Genomic DNA, 18,290 nt, shown 5'->3' with positions numbered 1-18,290 from the left:
GCCGTCAGGCGATCCCGTCCGGGGCGCCGTTGAGCTCCGCCAACTGCTGGTTGACGTGGTTGTTCAGGGCCGAGTGGTAACTCTGCGCAAGCTGGCCCAGCCGATCGATCTCGTCGAGCATCGCCGAGCGCTTGGTGCCGATGCTGCTGATCGCCTCGGAGTGGTTGCGCCGCGCGTCGCTCTCGATCGTCGCCGCGTTGAGCTGGGCCTCGCTGGTGACCTGCTCGGCCTTGGAGCGGGCGGAGCCGATGATCTGGTCGGACTCGGCCTTGGCGTCGCGCATGTGGTCGTCGGCGGTGCGCTGGGCCATCATCAGCACCCGCGCGTTGCGGTCGTCGTCGACCGGTGCGGCCACCGGGACGATCGCCTGGTTGCGGGCGCGTTCCAGCTCGGCCTGCACGCCGCGGGCGTTCTGCTCGGCGCGGGCGCGGGCCTCCTGGAGCCGGTCGAGCTGCCCGACCAGGTCGTTGAGCTCGGCGTTGAGGGCCATGTTCGAGGAGTTGGACGGCGCCATGCCACCCCCGCCGCCGCCACGCGAGAGCGTGTCGGACAGGGCGTTGTTCTCCTCGAGGAGGCGGATGAGCTCCTGCTCGACCTCGTCGAGGAAGGCGTCGACCTCTTCCTCGTCATATCCACGCTTGCCCATGGGTGGCTTCTTGAAGGCCATGTTGTGGATGTCTGCTGGAGTGAGCGGCATCGGAAATCCTCGGTTCGGCGGTCGGAGAGTCTCGCGGCCCGAAATCCTACGCAACGACGCTGAGAGTGCGACGTGGGCGTGATCACTCGTACCGGAAATCGGGACAATATACACCGTGGCCCACCGGTGCTAGCTTTTACAACTTGTAGGAGCATGAGGGGGGTGTGCCGGTGCTGGCCCTGGCGGACGTGTTGCTCGTGCTGCTGGGCGATCGGCCGGGCACCGCCCACGAGATCCAGTGCCGGCACGCCGACACCTTCGGGCCGCACGAGCGGGTCGACATCTCCCGCGTCACCTGGACGCTGGGCCGCCAGGAGCGGCTCGGGCTGGTGCGGTCCCGGGCCACCCCGGCCCAGCCGCGCCGGCGCAGCTGGGCGCTGACCGACGCGGGGGCGCGGCGGCAGCGGATGTGGCTGCTGCGGGTGCCGGCCGAGTTCACCCCCGATGACGTACGCATCCGGGTGCTGCTCGCCGTCGCCGCGACCGACCGGGCGACGTTCGACATGGTCGTGCAGGTCTGCCTGGCCCAGCTGGAGCTGAGCCGGCTGCGGGCCGCCCCGGCGCCCGCCTCCGCCGACCTCTCGCCCGCGAGCGCCCGCGCCGAACTCACCGACGCCGCCCTCGCCGCCGAGGTGGCCTGGCTGCGCAGCCTGCACACCCGGCGGCGCGCCCGCGACCGCGGATAGCCGCGGCCGGCTCGCGGCGGCCTCGCTAATCGGCCGCGCTCAACGCGCTTGTCAGCTGCACCGACCAGGCCCGCACCACCCGGGCGCGGCGCCGCGAGTCGTCGGTCAGCACGTCCGCCAGCGCCAGGCCGCGCGCCAGGTCGAGGGTGGCCTGGATCAGCCCGCGGATCTCGGGGTCGTCGTCGTCCGCCCCGAGCAGCCGCACCGCCCGCTCGTGCACCCCGCGGGCAAAACGACGTTCCAGCGGTACGACGGCGGCGCGCAACTCCGGATCCGCCGCGGCCACCGTCCACACCTGCAGGGCGGCCTTGAACAGCTCGCCGCCGATCCCCTCGACCAGGCCCTCGACCACCCGGTGCACCCGGTCCGGGCCGGTGCCGGTCGGCTCGGGCAACGCGTCGAGCAGGGCGGCCCGTTCCTCGAACATGAACTCGAGCGCGCCCAGGATCAGCGCCTCCCGGGTGCGGTAGTGATGCTGCACCGCGCCCCGGCTGATGCCCGCCTCGGCCGCGATGAAGCCGACCGTCGACGCCTCCCAGCCGTGCGTGGCCAGGCAGCGGATCGTGGTCTCGAGCAGGCGCTGCCGGGTGGCGCGGCTGCGGTCCTGCTTGGGCCGGACGTCAGTCACCGGACACCACGGCGAGCGGCGTGCCCTGGGTGACCTGCTGACCGACCTCGACCGGCAACTCGGTGAGGGTGCCGGCGGCGGGCGCCCGCACGGCGTGTTCCATCTTCATCGCCTCCAGCCAGACCAGCGGCTGCCCGGCCGCGACGGGGTCACCGACCTCGGCGCCCACCCGCACCACCGTGCCCGGCATCGGCGCCACGAGGGCCCCGGCCGGCATCAGCTCGGCCGGGTCGGTGAAGCGGGGCAGCCGGCGCAACTCGACCGACCCGGCCGGCCCGTCGACCACCACCCGGTCCTCGAAACGCCCGACCGACCAGGTACGCCGGACCCCGTCCACCTCGAGCACCACCTCCTCGGCGCTCGCCGAGACCAGCGTCGCCCCCGCCCCGGTCTCGAGGCCGTCGCGCCCGAACCGGTAGCGGACCTCGATGCCCCGCTCGCCCGGCGCGGTGCCCGGGATCGCCGGCCCCGGCGGGGCGACCGGCTCGGTCGGCTCGGTTGCGGCGGCCGGCTCTGTTGCGTCGGGCGGCGCCGGCGGGGCGGCCGCTCGGACGGCGTAGGTGCGGCTCCGGTGGCCGACCGGGATGTTGCGGAACCCGCTGGTCAGGCCGGGGAGCAACGGCCCCCGCTCGAGGGCGGCGTCGGCCAGGGCGGCGACGAGCGCGGCCATCTCCGGGTCCGGTCCCGCCGCCACCAGCCGGCGGGGCGGATTCCTCGAGTAGAAACCGGTGTCGATCGCGCCCGACCGGAAATCCGGGTGCCGCAGGCTGGCGACCAGCAGATCGCGGTTGGTGGTCACGCCATGCACGCGCGCGCGGTGCAGGGTCGCCGCGAGCCGGGCCGCCACCGCTTCCCGGTCCGGGCCGTACGCGATGACCTTGGCCAGCATCGCGTCGTAATGGATGCCCACCACGCTTCCCGGCCGCACGCCGGCGTCGACCCGGATGCCGTCGCCGGCCGGGATGTCGAACGCGACAACGGTGCCGGTCTGCGGGCGCCAGTCGTCGGCCGGGTCCTCGGCGTAGAGGCGGGCCTCGATCGCGTGGCCGGTCACCGCCGGCTCGGGGCCGCTCAACGGACGTCCGTTCGCCACGTCGAGCTGCAGGCCGACCAGGTCGACGCCGGTGACGCACTCGGTGACCGGGTGCTCGACCTGCAGGCGGGTGTTCATCTCCAGGAACCAGAAATCGCCCCGCTCGTCGGCCAGGAACTCGACCGTGCCGGCGCCCCGGTAACCGACCGCGGCCGCCGCCGTACGCCCCGCGCCGAGCAGCCGCCGGCGCAGATCGCCGCCGAGCCGGTCGACCAGCGGCGACGGAGCCTCCTCGATGACCTTCTGATGGCGGCGCTGCAGCGAGCACTCCCGTTCGCCGAGCGCCCAGATCGTGCCGTGCTCGTCGGCCATGACCTGCACCTCGACGTGATGGCCGTACTCCAGGTAACGCTCGCAGAACACGGTCGGGTCGCCGAACGCGGCCGCCGCCTCGCGCGCGGCCGAGGCGATCGCGTCCGGCAGCTCGGCCATCGACCGGACGATCCGCATGCCGCGACCGCCGCCCCCGGCCGAGGCCTTCACCAGGACCGGAAGGTCGTCCGCCGTCAGGTCCGCGACGTCGAGCCGGTCGAGGACCGGCACACCCGCGACCGCCATCCGGCGCTTCGACTCGATCTTGGAGCCCATCACCTCGATCGCCTCCGGCGACGGCCCGATCCAGGTCAGCCCGGCCGCCCGGACGTCACGCGCGAACCCGGCGTTCTCCGACAGGAAGCCGTAACCGGGGTGGACCGCGTCGGCGCCCGCCCGCCGCGCCGCCGCGATGATCAGATCGCCCCGCAGATAGGTGTCCGCCGGCGTCACCCCCGGCAGGCGGACCGCCGCGTCGGCCTCGCGCACGTGCGGCTCACCGGCATCCGCGTCGGAGAACACCGCGACCGTGGCCAGGCCCCGGCGGCGGCACGTACCGAAGATCCGCCGGGCGATCTCGCCGCGGTTGGCCACCAGCACACTCGTGATCGTCATCGTGGCCCCCTCTACATCCGGAAGACGCCGAAGGCGTCGGTGCCCTGGACCGGCGCGGAATGGATCGCGGAAAGCGCCACCCCGAGCACGTCCCGGGTGTCGCGCGGGTCGATGATGCCGTCGTCGTACACCATCCCGGACAGCACCAGCGGCATCGACTCGGCGGTGATCTGCTGCTCGATCATCGAGCGCACCACCTGCGCGCCGTCCTCGTCGAACGGGTTGCCCCGGCTCAGCGCCGAGGCCTTGGAAACCAGATAGGTGACATCGGCGAGCTGCTGTGCGCCCATGACGGCGGACCGGGCGCTCGGCCAGGCGAAGACGAACCGCGGATCGTACGCGCGGCCGCACATGCCGTAATGGCCGGCGCCGTACGAATTGCCGATCAGCACCGAGATGTGCGGGACCGTCGAGTTCGACACCGCGTTGATCATCATGGCGCCGTGCTTGATGATCCCGCCCTGCTCGTACTCCTTGCCGACCATGTAGCCGGTCGTGTTGTGCAGGAAGAGCAGGGGAGTGTGCGAACGGTTGGCGAGCTGGATGAACTGCGCCGCCTTCTGCGCCTCCGCACTGAACAGCACGCCCCGCGCATTGGCCAGAATGCCGATCGGATAACCGTGCAGGGTGGCCCAGCCCGTCACCAGCGAGGTCCCGTAGAGCGGCTTGACCTCGTCGAAGTCGCTGTCGTCGACGATCCGGGCGATCACCTCCCGCGGGTCGAACGGCGACTTGAGCCCGGCCGGGACGATGTCGAGCAACTCGCCGGCGGGATAACGCGGCGGCCTCGCCGGCGCCGGCGGCGGTCCCAGCTTGCGCCAGTTGAGCCGGGCCACGATCCGCCGCCCGATCCGGATCGCGTCCTGCTCGTCGACCGCGTAATGGTCGGCCAGCCCCGAGACCCGCGCGTGCATCTCGGCCCCGCCCAGCGACTCGTCGTCGGACTCCTCCCCGGTGGCCGCCCTGACCAGCGGCGGCCCGGCCAGGAACACCTTGGACCGCTTCTCGATGAGCACCACGTGGTCGCTCATCCCCGGCAGGTAGGCCCCACCGGCAGTCGAGTTGCCGAAGACGATCGCGATCGTCGGGATCCCGCTCGCCGACAACCGGGTGAGATCGCGGAACACCGCCCCGCCCGGGATGAAGACGTCCTTCTGGGTCGGCAGGTCAGCGCCGCCGGACTCGACGAGCGCGATGAGCGGAAGCCGGTTCTGCCGCGCGATCTCGTGCATCCGCAGCGTCTTACGCAGCGACCAGGGATTGCTGGCCCCGCCCTTGACCGTGGGATCGTTGGCGACGAGCAGGCACTCCACACCGCTGACCACCCCGATGCCGGCGACGACGCTGCCGCCGACGGCGAACTGCGACCCGTAGCCGGCGAGCGCGGCCAGCTCGAGGAAATGCGAGTCGAGATCCAGCAGAAGCTCGATGCGTTCCCGGGCGGTCATCTTCCCCCGGCCGTGATGGCGCGCCACCGCCTTCTCGCCGCCGCCGGCGACCGCCTTCGCCGTCTCGGCCTCGATCTCGGCCAGGGCTGCCAGCATCGACTCCCGCGCCGCCGTGCCGTCGGCCTGGTCGAGGGCGGACCGGATGACCGTCATTCTTCCTCCAGCAGTGTTTCCGGGATGTCGACCAGCCGCGACCGCAGCCACTCGCCCAGGCCCTTGGCCTGCGGATCGAACCGCGCCTGATAGGCGACGCCGGCACCGAGCAACCCGGCCACGACGATGTTGACCGCGAAGATGTTCGGCAGGCGCGTGATGAGCAGAGCCTTGTCGGCCGTCTCCGGCAGCAGAGCACGCACCCGCTCCTCGCGGATCAGGTCCGCGAGCCAGGTGTAGGCCGCCTCGGTGCGCGTCCACAGACCGATGTTGGCGTCGCCGCCCTTGTCACCGGACCGGGCGCCGACGAGCGTGCCGAGCGGGAGCCGCCGCGCGGGGACGCCGTCCACAGTTCGAGGTTGTCCACAGCCGACGACGGCCGATCCGGCGAGCTCCCCGTTTTCCGAGGACAATGGCCTGTGGGGGCTCCCCCTCGGGGAGGGCGGGCTGGGCGGCAATGAGCTGGGCGTCGGCGGGCTGGGCGGCAGTGAGCTCGGCGAGGGCGGGCTGATCTGTTCGACCGTGCCGTCGGCCAGCACCACCTCGTGAGCCACCGCGCCCTGCGGCACGAACCCGGCGGTGAACACGCCGTACGGATGTGCTCGTCCCGGTGACGCGACGCTGAAGAAGCCGGGATAGGACCCCAGCGCCACCTGAACCGCCGCGTCGGCGAACCCGCGGCCGGCCTTCTTCTCGTCGGGGTCGCGGGCCACCACGGTCAGCAATGCCGAGGCCTGCTGCTGGGTGTGCGCGTCGGGGGTGTCGACGCGGGCCAGCGACCACGACAGTTCGGCCGGGCGGGTGCGCAGGCCGGCCTCGAACTGGCGGCGGAACAACTCGGCCTTCGCGTCGATGTCGAGGCCGGTGAGGACGACCGTCAGCTCGTTGCGGAACCCGCCGATGGAGGTCAGGGAGACTTTCAGGTCCGGGGGTGGGGCGGCACCGCGTACCCCCTCGATGGCGACCCGGTCGGGCCCGTCCTGCCGCAGTGACACGGTGTCGAGGCGGGTGGTGACGTCCGGTCCGGCGTAGTGGGCGTCCTGGATCTCGTACACGAGTTGGGCGGTGACCGTGCCGACCGTGACCGCGCCGCCGGTGCCGGGGTGTTTCGTGATGATCGACGACCCGTCCTCGGCGATCTCGGCGATCGGGAAGGCGGGGTGCCGGAGATCTTCGATCTCCTGGAAGAACGAGTAGTTGCCGCCGGTGGCCTGGGTGCCGCATTCGAGTACGTGTCCGGCCACGGTGGCGCCGGCGAGCCGGTCGTGGTCGTCGCGGCCCCAGCCGAAGTGCGCGATCGCCGGGCCGATGACCAATGACGCGTCGGTGACCCGGCCGGTGACGACGACGTCGGCGCCGGCGTCGAGCGCCCGCGCTATCCCGAACGCCCCCAGGTAGGCGTGCGCGCCGAGAGGCCGGCCGAGGCCCAGTTCGGTGGCTCGCGCGGTGAGGTCGTCGCCCCGGACCAGGGCGATCTTCGCCGGCAGGCCGAGGGCGCGGATGGCGGTCACCAGGCCGGCCGGGTTCACGCCGCCCGCGTTGGTCACGATGCGCACCCGGCGGTCCAGGGCCAGGGCCAGGCAGTCACGCAGCTGGGTCAGGAAGGTGCGCGCATAACCCGTCTCGGGGTCGGCCGCCCGGTCCCGGCCGAGGATGAGCATCGTCAGTTCGGCCAGGTAGTCGCCGGTCAGGACGTCGAGCTCGCCGCCGTCGAGCATCTCGCGCATCGCGGACAGGCGGTCGCCGTAGAAGCCGGAGCAGTTACCGATGCGCAGCACCCGGTGACGGTCGCACAGGACGGAAAAACAAGCAAGCGTGCTTGTTTTTGGGTGGGCTCCGAAGTTACCGTCGGGTCCATGCGGCTCAGCGAGGACCATGCAGCGTTCCGGGACAGCGTGCGGCGCTTCGTCGACACCGAGGTCAACCCGCACGTCGACGGCTGGGAGGCGGCCGGCCGGGTGCCGCTGCACGATCTCTTCCCCAAGGCCGCGGCGCTGGGGCTGCTCGGCCTCGAATACGACGAGGCCTACGGCGGGGAGGGTGCCGACCACAGCTTCCAGCTGGTCGCCGCCGAGGAATACGGGCGCATGCACGCCGGTGGCGTCGGCATGGCGATGGGCGTGCAGGCCATGATGGCCACCCCGTCGCTGCACGCCTTCGGCACCCCGGAACTCAAAGATCAATACCTGCGACCAGCGATTTCCGGTACGGCGGTGGCCGCGATCGCCGTGACCGAGCCGGACACCGGTTCCGACGTCTCCCGTCTGCGCACCCGAGCCGTCCGCGACGGCGACGACTGGGTGATCACCGGGCGGAAGGTCTACATCACCAACGGCGCCCAGGCCGACTGGCTGTGCCTGCTCGCCCGCACCTCCGACGAGGGCGGCCACCGCGGCATGTCGCAGATCGTCGTCCCCACCGACTCGCCCGGCTTCTCGGTGGTGCGCACGTTCGACAAGCTCGGCAACCGGTGCTCCGACACCGCCGAGCTGGCCCTCGACGAGGTGCGGGTGCCGGTGGCCAACACGATCGGCGAACCCGGCCGGGGCTTCCAGCAGCAGATGCGCCAGTTCGTCACGGAGCGGGTGTTCGCCGCCTACACGACGGCCGGCCAATGCCAGTACGCCCTGGACCGCACCCGCGCGTTCGTGCAGAACCGCTCGGTCTTCGGCCGCCCCCTGGCCGACCGGCAGTACGTCGCGTTCCGCCTCACCGAACTGCAGGCCGAGGTCGACCTGCTGCGCAGCCACAACCTGCAGACGGCCGAGGCGCTGATGGCGGGCGAGGACATCACCCGGATGGGCACCGTCGCGAAGCTGAAGGCGGGCCGGCTGGTCCGCGAGGTCGCCGACTGGTGCCTGCAGTTCCACGGCGGCATGGGTTACCTCGAGGAGACCTGGACCGCCCGGATGCTGCGCGACGTACGCCTCACCTCCATCGGGGCCGGCGCCGACGAGGTCATGCTGCAGGTCCTCGCCCGCCTCGACGGCCTGCCCGCCTGAGGTCCGCCCGCGCACTTGTGAACGTTCGCCGGCTCGATCGCCGGCTCGATCGCCGACGGTCGCCGGCGGGGGACGGCGGCCTGATCCTCCGCCGGGATCCGGAACTCGGCATCCTCGGCACCGGCCACCACTCCGCCGTGCGCAGGCCGGGCACCGACGAACGGTTCATCGCCGCCGGCCTCGTCGAACCGGTCCGGCCGGCCCTGTGGCCACCCGGGTGGCACGGCCCGCCACCTCTGCCAACTCGCTGCGCATGATCGCGGACGGGCAGCCTGCCGGTAAGGGCCGGCGGATCCGGCCCGGCCCGGCGCGGCGGCGGGCTTCCTGACGCTCGCGGTCATCGCGATGACCTTCGCCCTGCGGGACAGCTCGCCGCCCGCCGATTCCGCCGCGGCCCCGGCCGTGGGCCCGGCCTCGGCAGCCTCGGCATCGGTGGGGCCGGTGCCGGTCTCCGGCGTCGTCGCCGGCGCGGTGGGGGAGCCGGCCTGCGCCCGGCCGGTCGCCGACCCCGCCCGGCGGACTGTGCTGACGAGCGCCGACCAGCGCGCCGCGCAAGCCGCGTTCACGCCCGTGACCCAGGCAGGACGGTCGCCGGCGGCTCGCCATTCACCAGGCGTCACGCGTCGCTCGCCGCTCCGGCGAGGGTGGCCAGGCGCAGCCTTGTCTCGTCGTCGCTGTCGGGGGCGGCGCTCATGATGACGATCTTCAGGTCCACCTCGCCGTCGGTGAGCACGTCGCAGTCGACCGCGATCGGCCCGACCTGCGGGTGGTCGATCATCTTCTGGTCGCTGCGGTGGGCGCCGACCACGCCGTCCGCCCAGAGCGTCGCGAACCGTTCGCTGCCCGCGGTCAGCTCCTCGATCAGCGCGGCGAGGCGGCGGCTGTCCGGGAAACGGCCGGTCGCCCGGCGCAGGTCGGCGACCAGGGCGGCCTCGGGCGTCCCGGCGACCAGGGACGTCACCCGGTGCCGGCTGAGCTTCGGTTCGCCGGGCAGGAACGTGTCACGGGCGAAGTTGCGCAGGTGTGGCGGCGTCTCCGACGGATCACCGCACAGCGCGGCCCAACTGCGGTTCCACCAGATGAGCTGCCAGTCGGCGGCGAAGACCGCCACCGCCGCGTCACCGAGGCGCCGGACCACCCGCTGGACGCTCGCCGAGACGTGGTCGGTGATCTCGGCGGCGCCGGGGGCGTTGAGGCCGGCGAGCCGGTAGAGGTGATCGCGTTCGGCGGCGGACAGCTGCAACGCCCGGGCCAGCGCGGCCGTGACCTGATCCGACGGGCTGGTGAACCGGCCCTGCTCGAGCCGGACCAGGTAGTCGACCGAGATGCCGCTGAGTTCGGCGAGCTCCTCGCGACGCAGGCCCTTGGCCCGGCGGCTGTGGCCCAGGGGGAGACCCACCGCGGCCGGGGAGGTCCGGTCGCGCCAGGCGCGCAGGGTGGTGCCGAACTCGTTCATGCCGTCGATTCTGCCGCGCCCGGCGGCTAGTTGGGTGGTAGTGATTCTCCCTGGATGAGGCCGCGGAAGCCGGGCAGGGTGGTTGACATGACGACGACATTCATCACCGGGGCCAACCGCAGCCTCGGCTACGAGACCGCCCGCCGGTTGATCGCGGCGGGCCACACGGTGCTGCTGGGTGCCCGCGACGAGCGGGCCGGCAAACTGGCGGCCGATCAGCTGGGCGCCCGTTTCGTCCCGATCGACGTCACCGACGACGCCTCGGTGGCCGCCGCGGCCGCTGACGTCGAGGCCCACGAGGGCACGCTCGACGTCCTGGTCAACAACGCCGGCGTCCACGGCCCGGCCGGCGACCCGAGCGCCCTGACCGGCGCCGACGTGCTAGCCGTCATGGACGTCAACGTCGCCGGTGTGGTCCGCGCGACGACTGCCTTCCTGCCGCTGCTGCAGCGCTCCGCCGACCCGGTCATCATCAACGTGAGCAGTGGCATGGGCTCGCTGGAGGCCACCCACGACCCGGCCCGGCCCGAGTCGACCTATCTGGCCCCGGTCTACACCGCGTCCAAGGCGGCCCTGACCATGCTGACCACGCAATATGCGAAGGCGTTCCCGCACATCCGGATCAACGCGGCCGACCCGGGCTACACCGCCACCGACTTCAACGGCCACTCCGGCCCGCAGACGGTCACCGAGGGCACCGACGCGATCGTGGCCCTGGCCACCGAGGGCCCGGGCCACCGATCCGGCCGGTTCGTCGACCGCCACGAGGAGATCTCCTGGTCATGACACCCGGTTCGGCGCCGGTCGAGGCGGCGGTCGGCCCCGCAGCTGAACGCTCGACCCGGGGGGAAAGTGGCCGCGGCGTTCAGCGGCTGGCGCGCGCGAGCGGGGTGCCGTCCAGGGCCTGCCGGAAGGCGACCAGGGAGTCGAAGACCTGCAGGACGCCGGCTTCCTGGAGTTCGCCGACGGAGAAGCCGCCGGTGCGCACGCCGATCACCGGTATGTCGAGCTTGGCCGCGGCCTGCGCGTCGTAGACGGAGTCGCCGATCATGATGCCGCCGGTGCCGTCGACCTTGGCCAGGGCGGTGGCGACGAGGTCGGGTGCCGGTTTGCTCTTGGCCACGTCGTCGGAGGTGGTCCAGGCGTCGGCGAGGGACTTGGCGTCGATCAGGTCGAGGAACGTCTCGACGTGCTGGGCCTTACCGGAGCTGGCCAGGACCAGCCGGAACCCGCGCTGCTTGACCTCGGCCAGCAGCTCGTGCGCGCCGTTGAAGGGCTGGACCTCCGCGATCAGCTGGTCGAACTCCTGCACCCAGGCTTCGCGCAGGTCGTCGCCGTGCGCCCGCTCGATCTCGGCGCCGCCGACCTCGGGCACGAACATGTCCCCACCCATGCCGATGCCCCGGTGGATGCGCCACATGGGCCGGGTGATGCCGAAGCGTCGGAAGGCGCGGAACCAGGCCAGGGCGTGCTGGTAGTTGGTGTCGACGAGGGTGCCGTCGACGTCGAAGATCGCGGTGTCTGCCATGGTCGTGGACTGCCCCGGCGGGGAGATCGTCAATCGGCGCGCCGGTGTGCAATTCGGTCCGAGGGGTGGCCGCCGGTTGCACGTCGACCGTCGACCTCGAGGGAGCACGTCTACCGATGGCCGTGACCGGGTCGTCCTGTCGAGGGGCCACTCCAGCCTGACCCTCTACATCCAGCTCTACCTCTCCGGCTACGGTCCGGAGCCGGCCGACCCGCAGGACAAGAGCTGAGGGCGGGCAGCACAGGAGACGCCGGAAGACCGCCCGCGGTACGCCGCGGGCGGTCTTCCTGGGTCAGGATCAGCCGAAGTTGTAGTTTCCGGTGCCGGGGACCTTCGACGGCAGGCCCCGGCGGGCCCGCTCGCCGCGGATCGCCACCTTGACGATGTCGATGACCGAGACGGCGACCGCGAGCAGCAGACCCTTGGTCACCCAGCCCTTGACGTCGGCGTCGGCGGCGGCGAACCAGTCGAACTCCGGGTTGAAGAACCGGTCGGTGACCAGCAGCCAGACCAGCGGCACCATCGAGATCAGCTGCTGCACCAGGTTGACCACGGTGACCTTGCGGTCATAACGGCCGTGCCGGTAGAGCCAGACGTGGAAGGCCGCGCTCAGGACCAGCGAGACGATCATGTACGGCCACCAGAACGTCCAGTTCGCGGGATCGAGGACGGGCACGTCGCTGAAGGTGAACTGCTGGAGCACCAAGCCGGCGATGAGCAGCACCGCCCAGACCACACCGGTGATCACCTCGCTGCGGGGGATGTTGTTGGGCTCGTACCTCGGCAGGTCTTTCGGGGTCCAGGGGCGGTCGAGCTTCATCGACTCGCGGCCGACGCCGGTGTGCTCGAGGACCGCGAACGCCGCCGTGACCCAGAAGGTCATCTGCACCCCCACGGTGAGGATGGTGGTGACCGCACCGCCGATCACCTTGCCGATGTTCGGATCGTCGAGGATCTGCACGATCACGCCGACGAGCACGACGATCGGCAGGACCGTGGCGAGCAGCGTGATCAGCAGGCGCCGCCACATCGGGTAGAGCTCGGGCCCGATCAGGAAGTTGGACCGGCCCGCGTACCGGTCGGCCAGCCTGCCGGGGTCGCCCAGCTCGACGAGCGTGGTCTCGATCGCGGCGTCGCGCTCCTCGCCGCTGTCCACCCGGGCGTCGACCGCGTCCTCGATGCTGGCGCGCAGCTCCCGGTCGATGTCGCCGCGCTGCTGCTCCGGGACGCGGCGCAGGGCGGTGTAGACGTAGCGGTCGATGAGGCTGGTCATTAGTTGCTCCCCGTGGTCTTCGAAAGGTCGCCGATGGCGTGGTCGATGCGTGACCACTCGTCACGCAGGGTCCCGGCGAGTGCGTCGCCCTGCTCGGTGGTGCGGTAGAACTTGCGCGGCCTGGCCTCGTCGGTGTTCCACGAGCTGGTCAGCAGGCCCTGCGCCTCGAGCCGGCGCAGCAGCGGGTAGAGCGTGTTGGCCTCGACGTCGAAGCCGGCCCGGCTCAACGTCTCGAGCAGCGAGTAGCCGTAGCCCGGCGAGCGCAGAACGATCAGGCTCGCGACGACGACGGTGCCGCGGCGTAACTCCTGCAAGTGCCCCGCTAGCGTCGCATCCATTGTCATGCTCAACACGATACTGTGCGTCGCACACTATGGCAATTGAGTACACCAATGTGTCGGCAAAATTGTTGGGGGCGGGCAGTGGGCGCCCAGGCTTGTGCCGCCGCGTGAAGGGCCGGGCGCACGCATCCAATACATCGATGAGTGTCTCTTGCGTTTCGCGCTGAGGCTGGTTATGTTAACGATCACATAGCGCCGACCGTCTCCGCTTCGCCGGGCACGTCCGCCCGCGTCCGGGAGCCACCGTCGCCGGCCGCAAGCCCACGGGAGGACCAGCTCATGCATGCGCGCGCGGTCGGTGGACATCTACTCGGCGGCCTGCTGGCACTGGGTCTGGCGGCGGTCACCATCGCCGCCGTGGCGAGGCCGGCGGTGGCCGCGCCGAACAATGTGGTCAGCACGCCGCCGATGGGCTGGGCGTCCTGGAACTCGTTCGCCGCGAAAATCAACTACAACGTGATCAAGGGCCAGGTCGATGCCCTGATCTCCGCCGGGCTCAAGGACGCGGGATACCAGTACGTCAACATCGACGAGGGCTGGTGGCAGGGGACCCGGGACTCGGCCGGCAACTTCACCGTCGACCCGGCCGACTGGCCCGGTGGGATGGCGGCGATCGCCGACTACATCCACAGCAAGGGCCTCAAGGCGGGCATCTACACCGACGCCGGCCGGGACGGATGCGGCTACTACTACCCGACGGGCCGGCCGGCCGCGCCCGGCTCCGGCAGTGAAGGCCACTACGACCAGGATTTCCTGCAGTTCTCCCGGTGGGGCTTCGACTTCGTCAAAGTGGACTGGTGCGGCGGCAACGCCGAAGGCCTCAACCCGCAGAGCGCGTACACGGCGATCAGTGACTCCATCGCCCGCGCCACCGCCCAGACCGGGCGGCCGATGGTTCTCTCGGTCTGCAGTTGGGGCAACGGCGGCCCGTGGAACTGGGGGCCGGGCATCTCGACCATGTGGCGCACCAGCCAGGACATCATCTACTACGGCGAGAACGCCTCGATGAGCCGGGTGCTGACCAACTTCGACTCCGCCCAGCACCCCACGGCCCAGAGTCCCGGCCACTACAACGACCCCGACATGCTCGTGGTCGGCATGCCCGGCTTCAACGCCGCCCAGAACCGCACCCACCTGGGCCTGTGGGCGATCTCCGGCGCACCGCTGCTCGCCGGCAACAACCTCGCGACGATGAGCGCGGAGACCCGGGCCATCCTGACCAACCGCGAGGTCATCGCGATCGACCAGGACCCGCTGGGCCGGCAGGGCACCAAGGTCGCCGAGGACGCGACCGGCCTGCAGGTCTACAGCAAGACCTTGACCGGTACGGGTAACCGGGCCGTCCTGCTGCTCAACCGCACCGGCGCCACCGCGAACATCACCGTCCGGTGGTCCGCTGTGGGTCTGACCGGCGCGGTGGCGGTACGCGACCCGTGGACCGGCACCGACCTCGGCTCCTCGACCACCGGCTACACCTCCGCCGTGCCCGCCAACCAGGCCGTGCTGCTCACCCTCAGCGGCACCGACGGAACGGGTTCCGGCACCACCGCCACGACGATCGTCGGCCGGCAGTCCGGCCGTTGTCTCGACGTGAACAACTCCAGCACCACCAACGGCACGCAGGCCCAGCTGTGGGACTGCAACGGCCAGGCCAACCAGGCGTGGACGTACACCGCGGGCAAGCAACTGATGATCGGCAACAAGTGCCTGGACGCCGCCAACCGCGGCACCGCCAACGGCACCAAGGCCGTGATCTGGGACTGCAACGGCCAGAACAACCAGCAGTGGAACGTCAACGCCGACGGCACCGTCACCGGCGTCCAGTCCGGCCTGTGCCTCGACGCCAGCGGCGCGGCCACCGCGAACGGCACCAAGATCGTGCTCTGGGCCTGCGGTTCCGGCGCCAACCAGAGGTGGACGCTGAGGTAACCGGCTCAGCGGGTGAGGAACCCGACGACCGCGGAGCGGAACTGCGGGCTGGTGCCCACCACGTCGTGGCCACCGGCGACCAGGTGCAGCCGGGCACCGGTGATCGCGTCGGCGAGGACGTGCGGGCGCTCGGCGAGCGGGTCGGCGTCGCCCGCGACCACGAGGGTCTCGGCGGTGATGGCGGCGAGGTCGATGCCGTCGCGATGGACGGCTCGGGCCTGCGCGGCCAGCGACGGCAGATCGTCGCCGAGCATCTCGGCGAACGCGCGCATGCCGGCGGCCTCGGGCGGTACGTCGCCCGGGTCCTCGGTCAGCAGGGCTCGGGCCAGCCGGTCGCTCGGCAGGGCACGGGTGTCGACCCCGCCGACCTCGACGATGCCCGCACCCACGCCGCCGACGACGAGCCGCCGGACAGCCGGCTGCCCGGCCGCGGCGAGCAGGGCGATCACCGCACCCATCGAGTAGCCGGCGAGGTCCACGGTGGGCGCCCCCAGCAGCGCCGTCACGGCGAGGAGGTCGGCGGCCATCCGTCGCTCGCCGTAGCGGGTGGCGTCGGGCGACTTGCCGGACCGCCCGTGGCCCCGCGCGTCGACCCCCACCACCCGGCGCCCGGCCGCGGTGAGAGCGGCGACCGTGCCCGGGACCAGCCAGTCGACCAGGGTGTCAGCGGTGAAGCCATGCTGCAGCACGACCGGGACCGGGTCGGCGTCGACGCCCGCGTCCGGCTCCCACCGGTGATAAGCGATGGTGGTGCCGTCCTCGACGACGACCGTGGCGGTGTGCGGCGGGCTCGCGGCGGCGATCGCGGCCTCGAGGCGCAGCCTGGCCGTGGCCCGGTCGTCGGTCACAGCGCCCCCAGGAGTTTCTCTCCGGGCAGGTCCTTCTGGATACGCAACACCACCTGGCCGGAGTCTTCCGCGGCGAAGGTGGCACTGTCGGCGAGCGCCGCCATGAACGGCAGCCCGCGTCCGCCGACGGTGAGCGGGTCGGGCAGTCCCGCGCTGAAGCGTGCGCCGTCAGGGGTGATGCCGCGGTTGCTGATCTCGAGTCGGCAGGTGCTGTCGGTGATGTCGATGGTGAGGTCGACGGTGCTCTCGGGGTCGGAGTGCCGTACGGCGTTGGCGCAGGCCTCGGAGATGAGAACCGCGAGGTGACCCCGCGCCTCCTCGTCGGCGTCGGTGAGGCCGAGCAGGGTGGTGAGCACCTGTCGGGCGCGCGTGACGCTGGATGGTTGCCGGGGTAGCGACAACTTCATCGTGACGTGCACTGCGCTGCTCCTTGTCGGCCTGTGCGTCTGGGCTCCGCCGGTGCGCTCGACGTTACCCGAGCCCGGCACGGTCAAACGATCACGTGCCTTCCCGGCGGCGTTCCGGTTCCCGGCCGCATAGGGTGTACAACAAAATGAGTCGGGCGAGAGGGGTCAGGGTGGATCTGCAGGTGACATTCCGGCCGGGCCGTGGATGCACCGTGGTGCAGGTGCACGGCGACCTGGACATGGCGACGTCGCCGGAGCTGCAGGCGAGCTTGCAACACCAGATCGACGCCGGGGAACGGCAGATCGTGGTGGACCTGGCCGGGGTGGGTTTCATGGACTCCAGCGCGCTCGGCGCGCTGGTGATCGGGTTCAAGGCGGTGCGCGACCTCGGTGGTCGACTGCGTCTCGCCGCGCCGCAGCGGGTCGTGCGCAACGTCCTGAGCATCACCACGGTCGATCAGGCGATCGGTGTCTTCGACAGCGTCGAGGCGGCCGAGGCCGACGTGTCGCCGGCCGGTGGTACGGCCGGCGGCTGATCACCGGAGGAGTGGTTGGTCACCGGGGGAGCGGCGGGCTGGTGCGCGCCTGCTCGGCGCCGGAGCTGCTGCGCCGGCCCTCGACGTGCAGATCATGCCAGTCGATCATCAACAGGGTGGCGTCGTCGTTCAGGACCGGTCCGGCTATCTCGAGTACGGCGTCGGCCAGCGAGCGGACGGCCTCGCGGGGATGCAGTTCGGTCATCTGCCGGAGCCGGGCGGCCAGGTCGAGGCCGGCCGCCTCCCGCTCGCGCATGCCGTCGGTGACCACGACCAGGCGGTCCCCGGGTTCAAGCGAGATCTCCGCCGGGCGGTAGTCGGCCTCGGTGAACATGCCGAGCGGGAAGTTGCCGGGCAGAGTCAGCTCGCGGGCGTTGCCGTCCCGCACGAGCAGCGGCGCCACGTGGCCGGCGTTGAGCATTGTGCAGACGCCGGTGCGTAGGTCGAGGGAGCCGAGGATCGCGGTGACGTAGGCGCCCGGCACGACGGCGTTCTGCGCCAGGGCGATGTTCGCGGTGGCGGCCTGTTCGACCAGGCCGGCCCCGCGGCGGCGGCTGTTGCGCAGGCTGCCCACGCCGAGGGTGGCCGTCAGCGCGCTCGCCACCCCGTGGCCCATCGCGTCGGTGACGCTGAAGTGCAGCACGTCGCGGCCCAGGCTGTAGTCGAAGGTGTCCCCGCCGATGCTCGCGGCCGGTTCCAGCCATCCGGACAGGGTGAAGGCGCTGGCCTCACACGTGAACGCGCTGGGCAGCAGCCGGCGCTGGACCTCCGCCGACAGGGTGAACGAGGTCGTGCGCTGCCCCCACTCGAACAGATCGGTGTGCCGCCGGTTGGCGATCACCACGAACGCCAGCGCGTGCGCCGTGCGGGCGATGTCCCGCAGTGTCCGCTCCTGGGGTTCGTCCGGCAGGACCATCTCCAGCAGCCCGATCGCCTCACCGCGATCGGTCACCGGGGCCAGCACCGTCCACCCGCCGGCCGGCCCGAGGACCTGCACCGTCTGGGTGCGAAGCGCCTGCTCGGCCGGGCCGCCGTCGAAAGGCAGCACGGTGGCTGCCTCGTCACCCGAGCGCCGGCCCCCGCCGAAGGCCCCGGTGTGCACGTGCGTCAGCCGGACCAGGGCCCGGCCGCTGAGGTCGGCGATCAGGAACGAGACCGAGAGCGCGCTCAGCTCCGCGGCGAGCTCCCGGGTGACCGCCTCCACCGCCTCGACCGGTGCGGCGTTCTCCGCCGCGTCCAACATGCCGGCCAGCAACTGTCCTTGACTTCGTTCCACCCTCGTAGCGTACGGAAGCCGTTGATCCCCCGGCATCACCGGCGCAAACCGGTTCGCGACCC

At 71.7% G+C, this 18,290-nt stretch carries 17 protein-coding genes and 1 pseudogene; 6 read left to right on the top strand and 12 right to left on the bottom strand.

Going from position 1 to position 18,290, the window contains the following annotated elements; translation table 11 throughout:
* Positions 1–4: 4 nt before the first annotated feature.
* Positions 5–697: a DivIVA domain-containing protein gene (locus tag Afe05nite_RS16850; protein ID WP_203818053.1), complete on the bottom strand. Its 693-nt coding sequence runs from the start codon at positions 695–697 to the stop codon at positions 5–7.
* 170 nt (positions 698–867) lie between these two features.
* Here Afe05nite_RS16850 and Afe05nite_RS16845 point away from each other — a divergent pair, with 170 nt between their 5' ends.
* Positions 868–1,383: a hypothetical protein gene (locus tag Afe05nite_RS16845; RefSeq protein WP_203818052.1), complete on the top strand. Its 516-nt coding sequence runs from the start codon at positions 868–870 to the stop codon at positions 1,381–1,383.
* Positions 1,384–1,408: 25 nt separating this feature from the next.
* On the opposite strand, the gene Afe05nite_RS16840 is transcribed toward Afe05nite_RS16845, so the two are convergent.
* Genes Afe05nite_RS16840 through Afe05nite_RS16825 form a run of 4 tightly spaced genes read right to left on the bottom strand, consistent with a single transcriptional unit; the run spans position 1,409 to position 7,359 of the window.
* On the bottom strand, positions 1,409–2,011 hold the full coding sequence (locus Afe05nite_RS16840) for a TetR/AcrR family transcriptional regulator (RefSeq protein WP_203818051.1): 603 nt from the start codon (positions 2,009–2,011) through the stop codon (positions 1,409–1,411).
* Complete coding sequence (locus Afe05nite_RS16835; RefSeq protein ID WP_203818050.1) at positions 2,004–4,031, bottom strand: acetyl/propionyl/methylcrotonyl-CoA carboxylase subunit alpha; 2,028 nt, start codon at positions 4,029–4,031, stop codon at positions 2,004–2,006. Before Afe05nite_RS16835 ends, Afe05nite_RS16840 begins: the two co-directional genes overlap by 8 nt.
* An 11-nt stretch (positions 4,032–4,042) precedes the next feature.
* Entirely contained in the window at positions 4,043–5,632 is a 1,590-nt protein-coding gene (locus tag Afe05nite_RS16830) for an acyl-CoA carboxylase subunit beta (protein WP_203818049.1), read from the bottom strand.
* The gene (locus Afe05nite_RS16825) at positions 5,629–7,359 is read right to left on the bottom strand and encodes an acyclic terpene utilization AtuA family protein (RefSeq protein ID WP_239117906.1); all 1,731 of its coding nucleotides are present in this window, start codon (positions 7,357–7,359) and stop codon (positions 5,629–5,631) included. Before Afe05nite_RS16825 ends, Afe05nite_RS16830 begins: the two co-directional genes overlap by 4 nt.
* 129 nt (positions 7,360–7,488) lie before the next feature.
* On the opposite strand from Afe05nite_RS16825, the gene Afe05nite_RS16820 reads away from it, so the two are divergent.
* Entirely contained in the window at positions 7,489–8,634 is a 1,146-nt protein-coding gene (locus Afe05nite_RS16820) for an acyl-CoA dehydrogenase family protein (protein ID WP_203818047.1), read from the top strand.
* 616 nt (positions 8,635–9,250) lie between these two features.
* Here Afe05nite_RS16820 and Afe05nite_RS16815 read toward each other — a convergent pair.
* Complete coding sequence (locus tag Afe05nite_RS16815; protein WP_203818046.1) at positions 9,251–10,090, bottom strand: helix-turn-helix transcriptional regulator; 840 nt, start codon at positions 10,088–10,090, stop codon at positions 9,251–9,253.
* A gap of 87 nt (positions 10,091–10,177) precedes the next feature.
* Here Afe05nite_RS16815 and Afe05nite_RS16810 point away from each other — a divergent pair, with 87 nt between their 5' ends.
* Entirely contained in the window at positions 10,178–10,876 is a 699-nt protein-coding gene (locus Afe05nite_RS16810; protein WP_203818045.1) for an SDR family NAD(P)-dependent oxidoreductase, read from the top strand.
* Between the two features lie 79 nt (positions 10,877–10,955).
* Here the strand turns inward: Afe05nite_RS16810 and Afe05nite_RS16805 are convergent, their stop codons facing one another.
* On the bottom strand, positions 10,956–11,618 hold the full coding sequence (locus tag Afe05nite_RS16805) for an HAD family hydrolase (protein WP_203818044.1): 663 nt from the start codon (positions 11,616–11,618) through the stop codon (positions 10,956–10,958).
* Positions 11,619–11,736: 118 nt separating this feature from the next.
* Here Afe05nite_RS16805 and Afe05nite_RS45085 point away from each other — a divergent pair.
* Positions 11,737–11,811 (top strand): annotated as a pseudogene (locus Afe05nite_RS45085) (thiamine pyrophosphate-binding protein); the annotation flags it as partial.
* A gap of 105 nt (positions 11,812–11,916) precedes the next feature.
* Here Afe05nite_RS45085 and Afe05nite_RS16795 read toward each other — a convergent pair.
* Both Afe05nite_RS16795 and Afe05nite_RS16790 read right to left on the bottom strand, forming a co-directional pair.
* Positions 11,917–12,891: a permease prefix domain 1-containing protein gene (locus tag Afe05nite_RS16795; protein ID WP_203818042.1), complete on the bottom strand. Its 975-nt coding sequence runs from the start codon at positions 12,889–12,891 to the stop codon at positions 11,917–11,919.
* Entirely contained in the window at positions 12,891–13,235 is a 345-nt protein-coding gene (locus Afe05nite_RS16790; RefSeq protein WP_203818041.1) for a PadR family transcriptional regulator, read from the bottom strand. Before Afe05nite_RS16790 ends, Afe05nite_RS16795 begins: the two co-directional genes overlap by 1 nt.
* A 276-nt stretch (positions 13,236–13,511) precedes the next feature.
* On the opposite strand from Afe05nite_RS16790, the gene Afe05nite_RS16785 reads away from it, so the two are divergent.
* Entirely contained in the window at positions 13,512–15,161 is a 1,650-nt protein-coding gene (locus Afe05nite_RS16785; protein WP_203818040.1) for a glycoside hydrolase family 27 protein, read from the top strand.
* A 5-nt stretch (positions 15,162–15,166) separates the two neighbouring features.
* On the opposite strand, the gene Afe05nite_RS16780 is transcribed toward Afe05nite_RS16785, so the two are convergent.
* Positions 15,167–16,009, bottom strand: a complete 843-nt coding sequence (locus tag Afe05nite_RS16780) for an alpha/beta fold hydrolase (protein WP_239117890.1) — start codon at positions 16,007–16,009, stop codon at positions 15,167–15,169.
* Positions 16,006–16,428 carry an ATP-binding protein gene (locus tag Afe05nite_RS16775; RefSeq protein WP_203818039.1) on the bottom strand — a complete coding sequence of 141 codons (423 nt, stop codon included), beginning with the start codon at positions 16,426–16,428 and terminating at the stop codon, positions 16,006–16,008. The genes Afe05nite_RS16780 and Afe05nite_RS16775 overlap by 4 nt, the downstream gene beginning before the upstream one ends.
* A 158-nt stretch (positions 16,429–16,586) precedes the next feature.
* On the opposite strand from Afe05nite_RS16775, the gene Afe05nite_RS16770 reads away from it, so the two are divergent.
* On the top strand, positions 16,587–16,952 hold the full coding sequence (locus Afe05nite_RS16770; RefSeq protein ID WP_239117889.1) for an STAS domain-containing protein: 366 nt from the start codon (positions 16,587–16,589) through the stop codon (positions 16,950–16,952).
* A gap of 19 nt (positions 16,953–16,971) precedes the next feature.
* Here Afe05nite_RS16770 and Afe05nite_RS16765 read toward each other — a convergent pair whose 3' ends face one another.
* The gene (locus Afe05nite_RS16765) at positions 16,972–18,228 is read right to left on the bottom strand and encodes a PP2C family protein-serine/threonine phosphatase (protein ID WP_203818037.1); all 1,257 of its coding nucleotides are present in this window, start codon (positions 18,226–18,228) and stop codon (positions 16,972–16,974) included.
* Positions 18,229–18,290 lie beyond the last annotated feature (62 nt).

It is taken from the genome of Paractinoplanes ferrugineus (assembly GCF_016862195.1).
Taxonomy (GTDB): domain Bacteria; phylum Actinomycetota; class Actinomycetes; order Mycobacteriales; family Micromonosporaceae; genus Actinoplanes; species Actinoplanes ferrugineus.
The sequence above is the reverse complement of the archived record's forward strand: the minus strand, read 5'-3'. Positions and strand labels throughout refer to the sequence as shown.

Coding starts and splice junctions, on each gene's coding strand:
- Afe05nite_RS16850 (WP_203818053.1), bottom strand. CDS start 697: ATGCCGCTCACTCCAGCAGACATCCACAACATGGCCTTCAAGAAGCCA.
- Afe05nite_RS16835 (WP_203818050.1), bottom strand. CDS start 4,031: ATGACGATCACGAGTGTGCTGGTGGCCAACCGCGGCGAGATCGCCCGG.
- Afe05nite_RS16830 (WP_203818049.1), bottom strand. CDS start 5,632: ATGACGGTCATCCGGTCCGCCCTCGACCAGGCCGACGGCACGGCGGCG.
- Afe05nite_RS16825 (WP_239117906.1), bottom strand. CDS start 7,359: ATGCGCGAGATGCTCGACGGCGGCGAGCTCGACGTCCTGACCGGCGAC.
- Afe05nite_RS16820 (WP_203818047.1), top strand. CDS start 7,489: ATGCGGCTCAGCGAGGACCATGCAGCGTTCCGGGACAGCGTGCGGCGC.
- Afe05nite_RS16815 (WP_203818046.1), bottom strand. CDS start 10,090: ATGAACGAGTTCGGCACCACCCTGCGCGCCTGGCGCGACCGGACCTCC.
- Afe05nite_RS16810 (WP_203818045.1), top strand. CDS start 10,178: ATGACGACGACATTCATCACCGGGGCCAACCGCAGCCTCGGCTACGAG.
- Afe05nite_RS16805 (WP_203818044.1), bottom strand. CDS start 11,618: ATGGCAGACACCGCGATCTTCGACGTCGACGGCACCCTCGTCGACACC.
- Afe05nite_RS16795 (WP_203818042.1), bottom strand. CDS start 12,891: ATGACCAGCCTCATCGACCGCTACGTCTACACCGCCCTGCGCCGCGTC.
- Afe05nite_RS16790 (WP_203818041.1), bottom strand. CDS start 13,235: ATGACAATGGATGCGACGCTAGCGGGGCACTTGCAGGAGTTACGCCGC.
- Afe05nite_RS16785 (WP_203818040.1), top strand. CDS start 13,512: ATGCATGCGCGCGCGGTCGGTGGACATCTACTCGGCGGCCTGCTGGCA.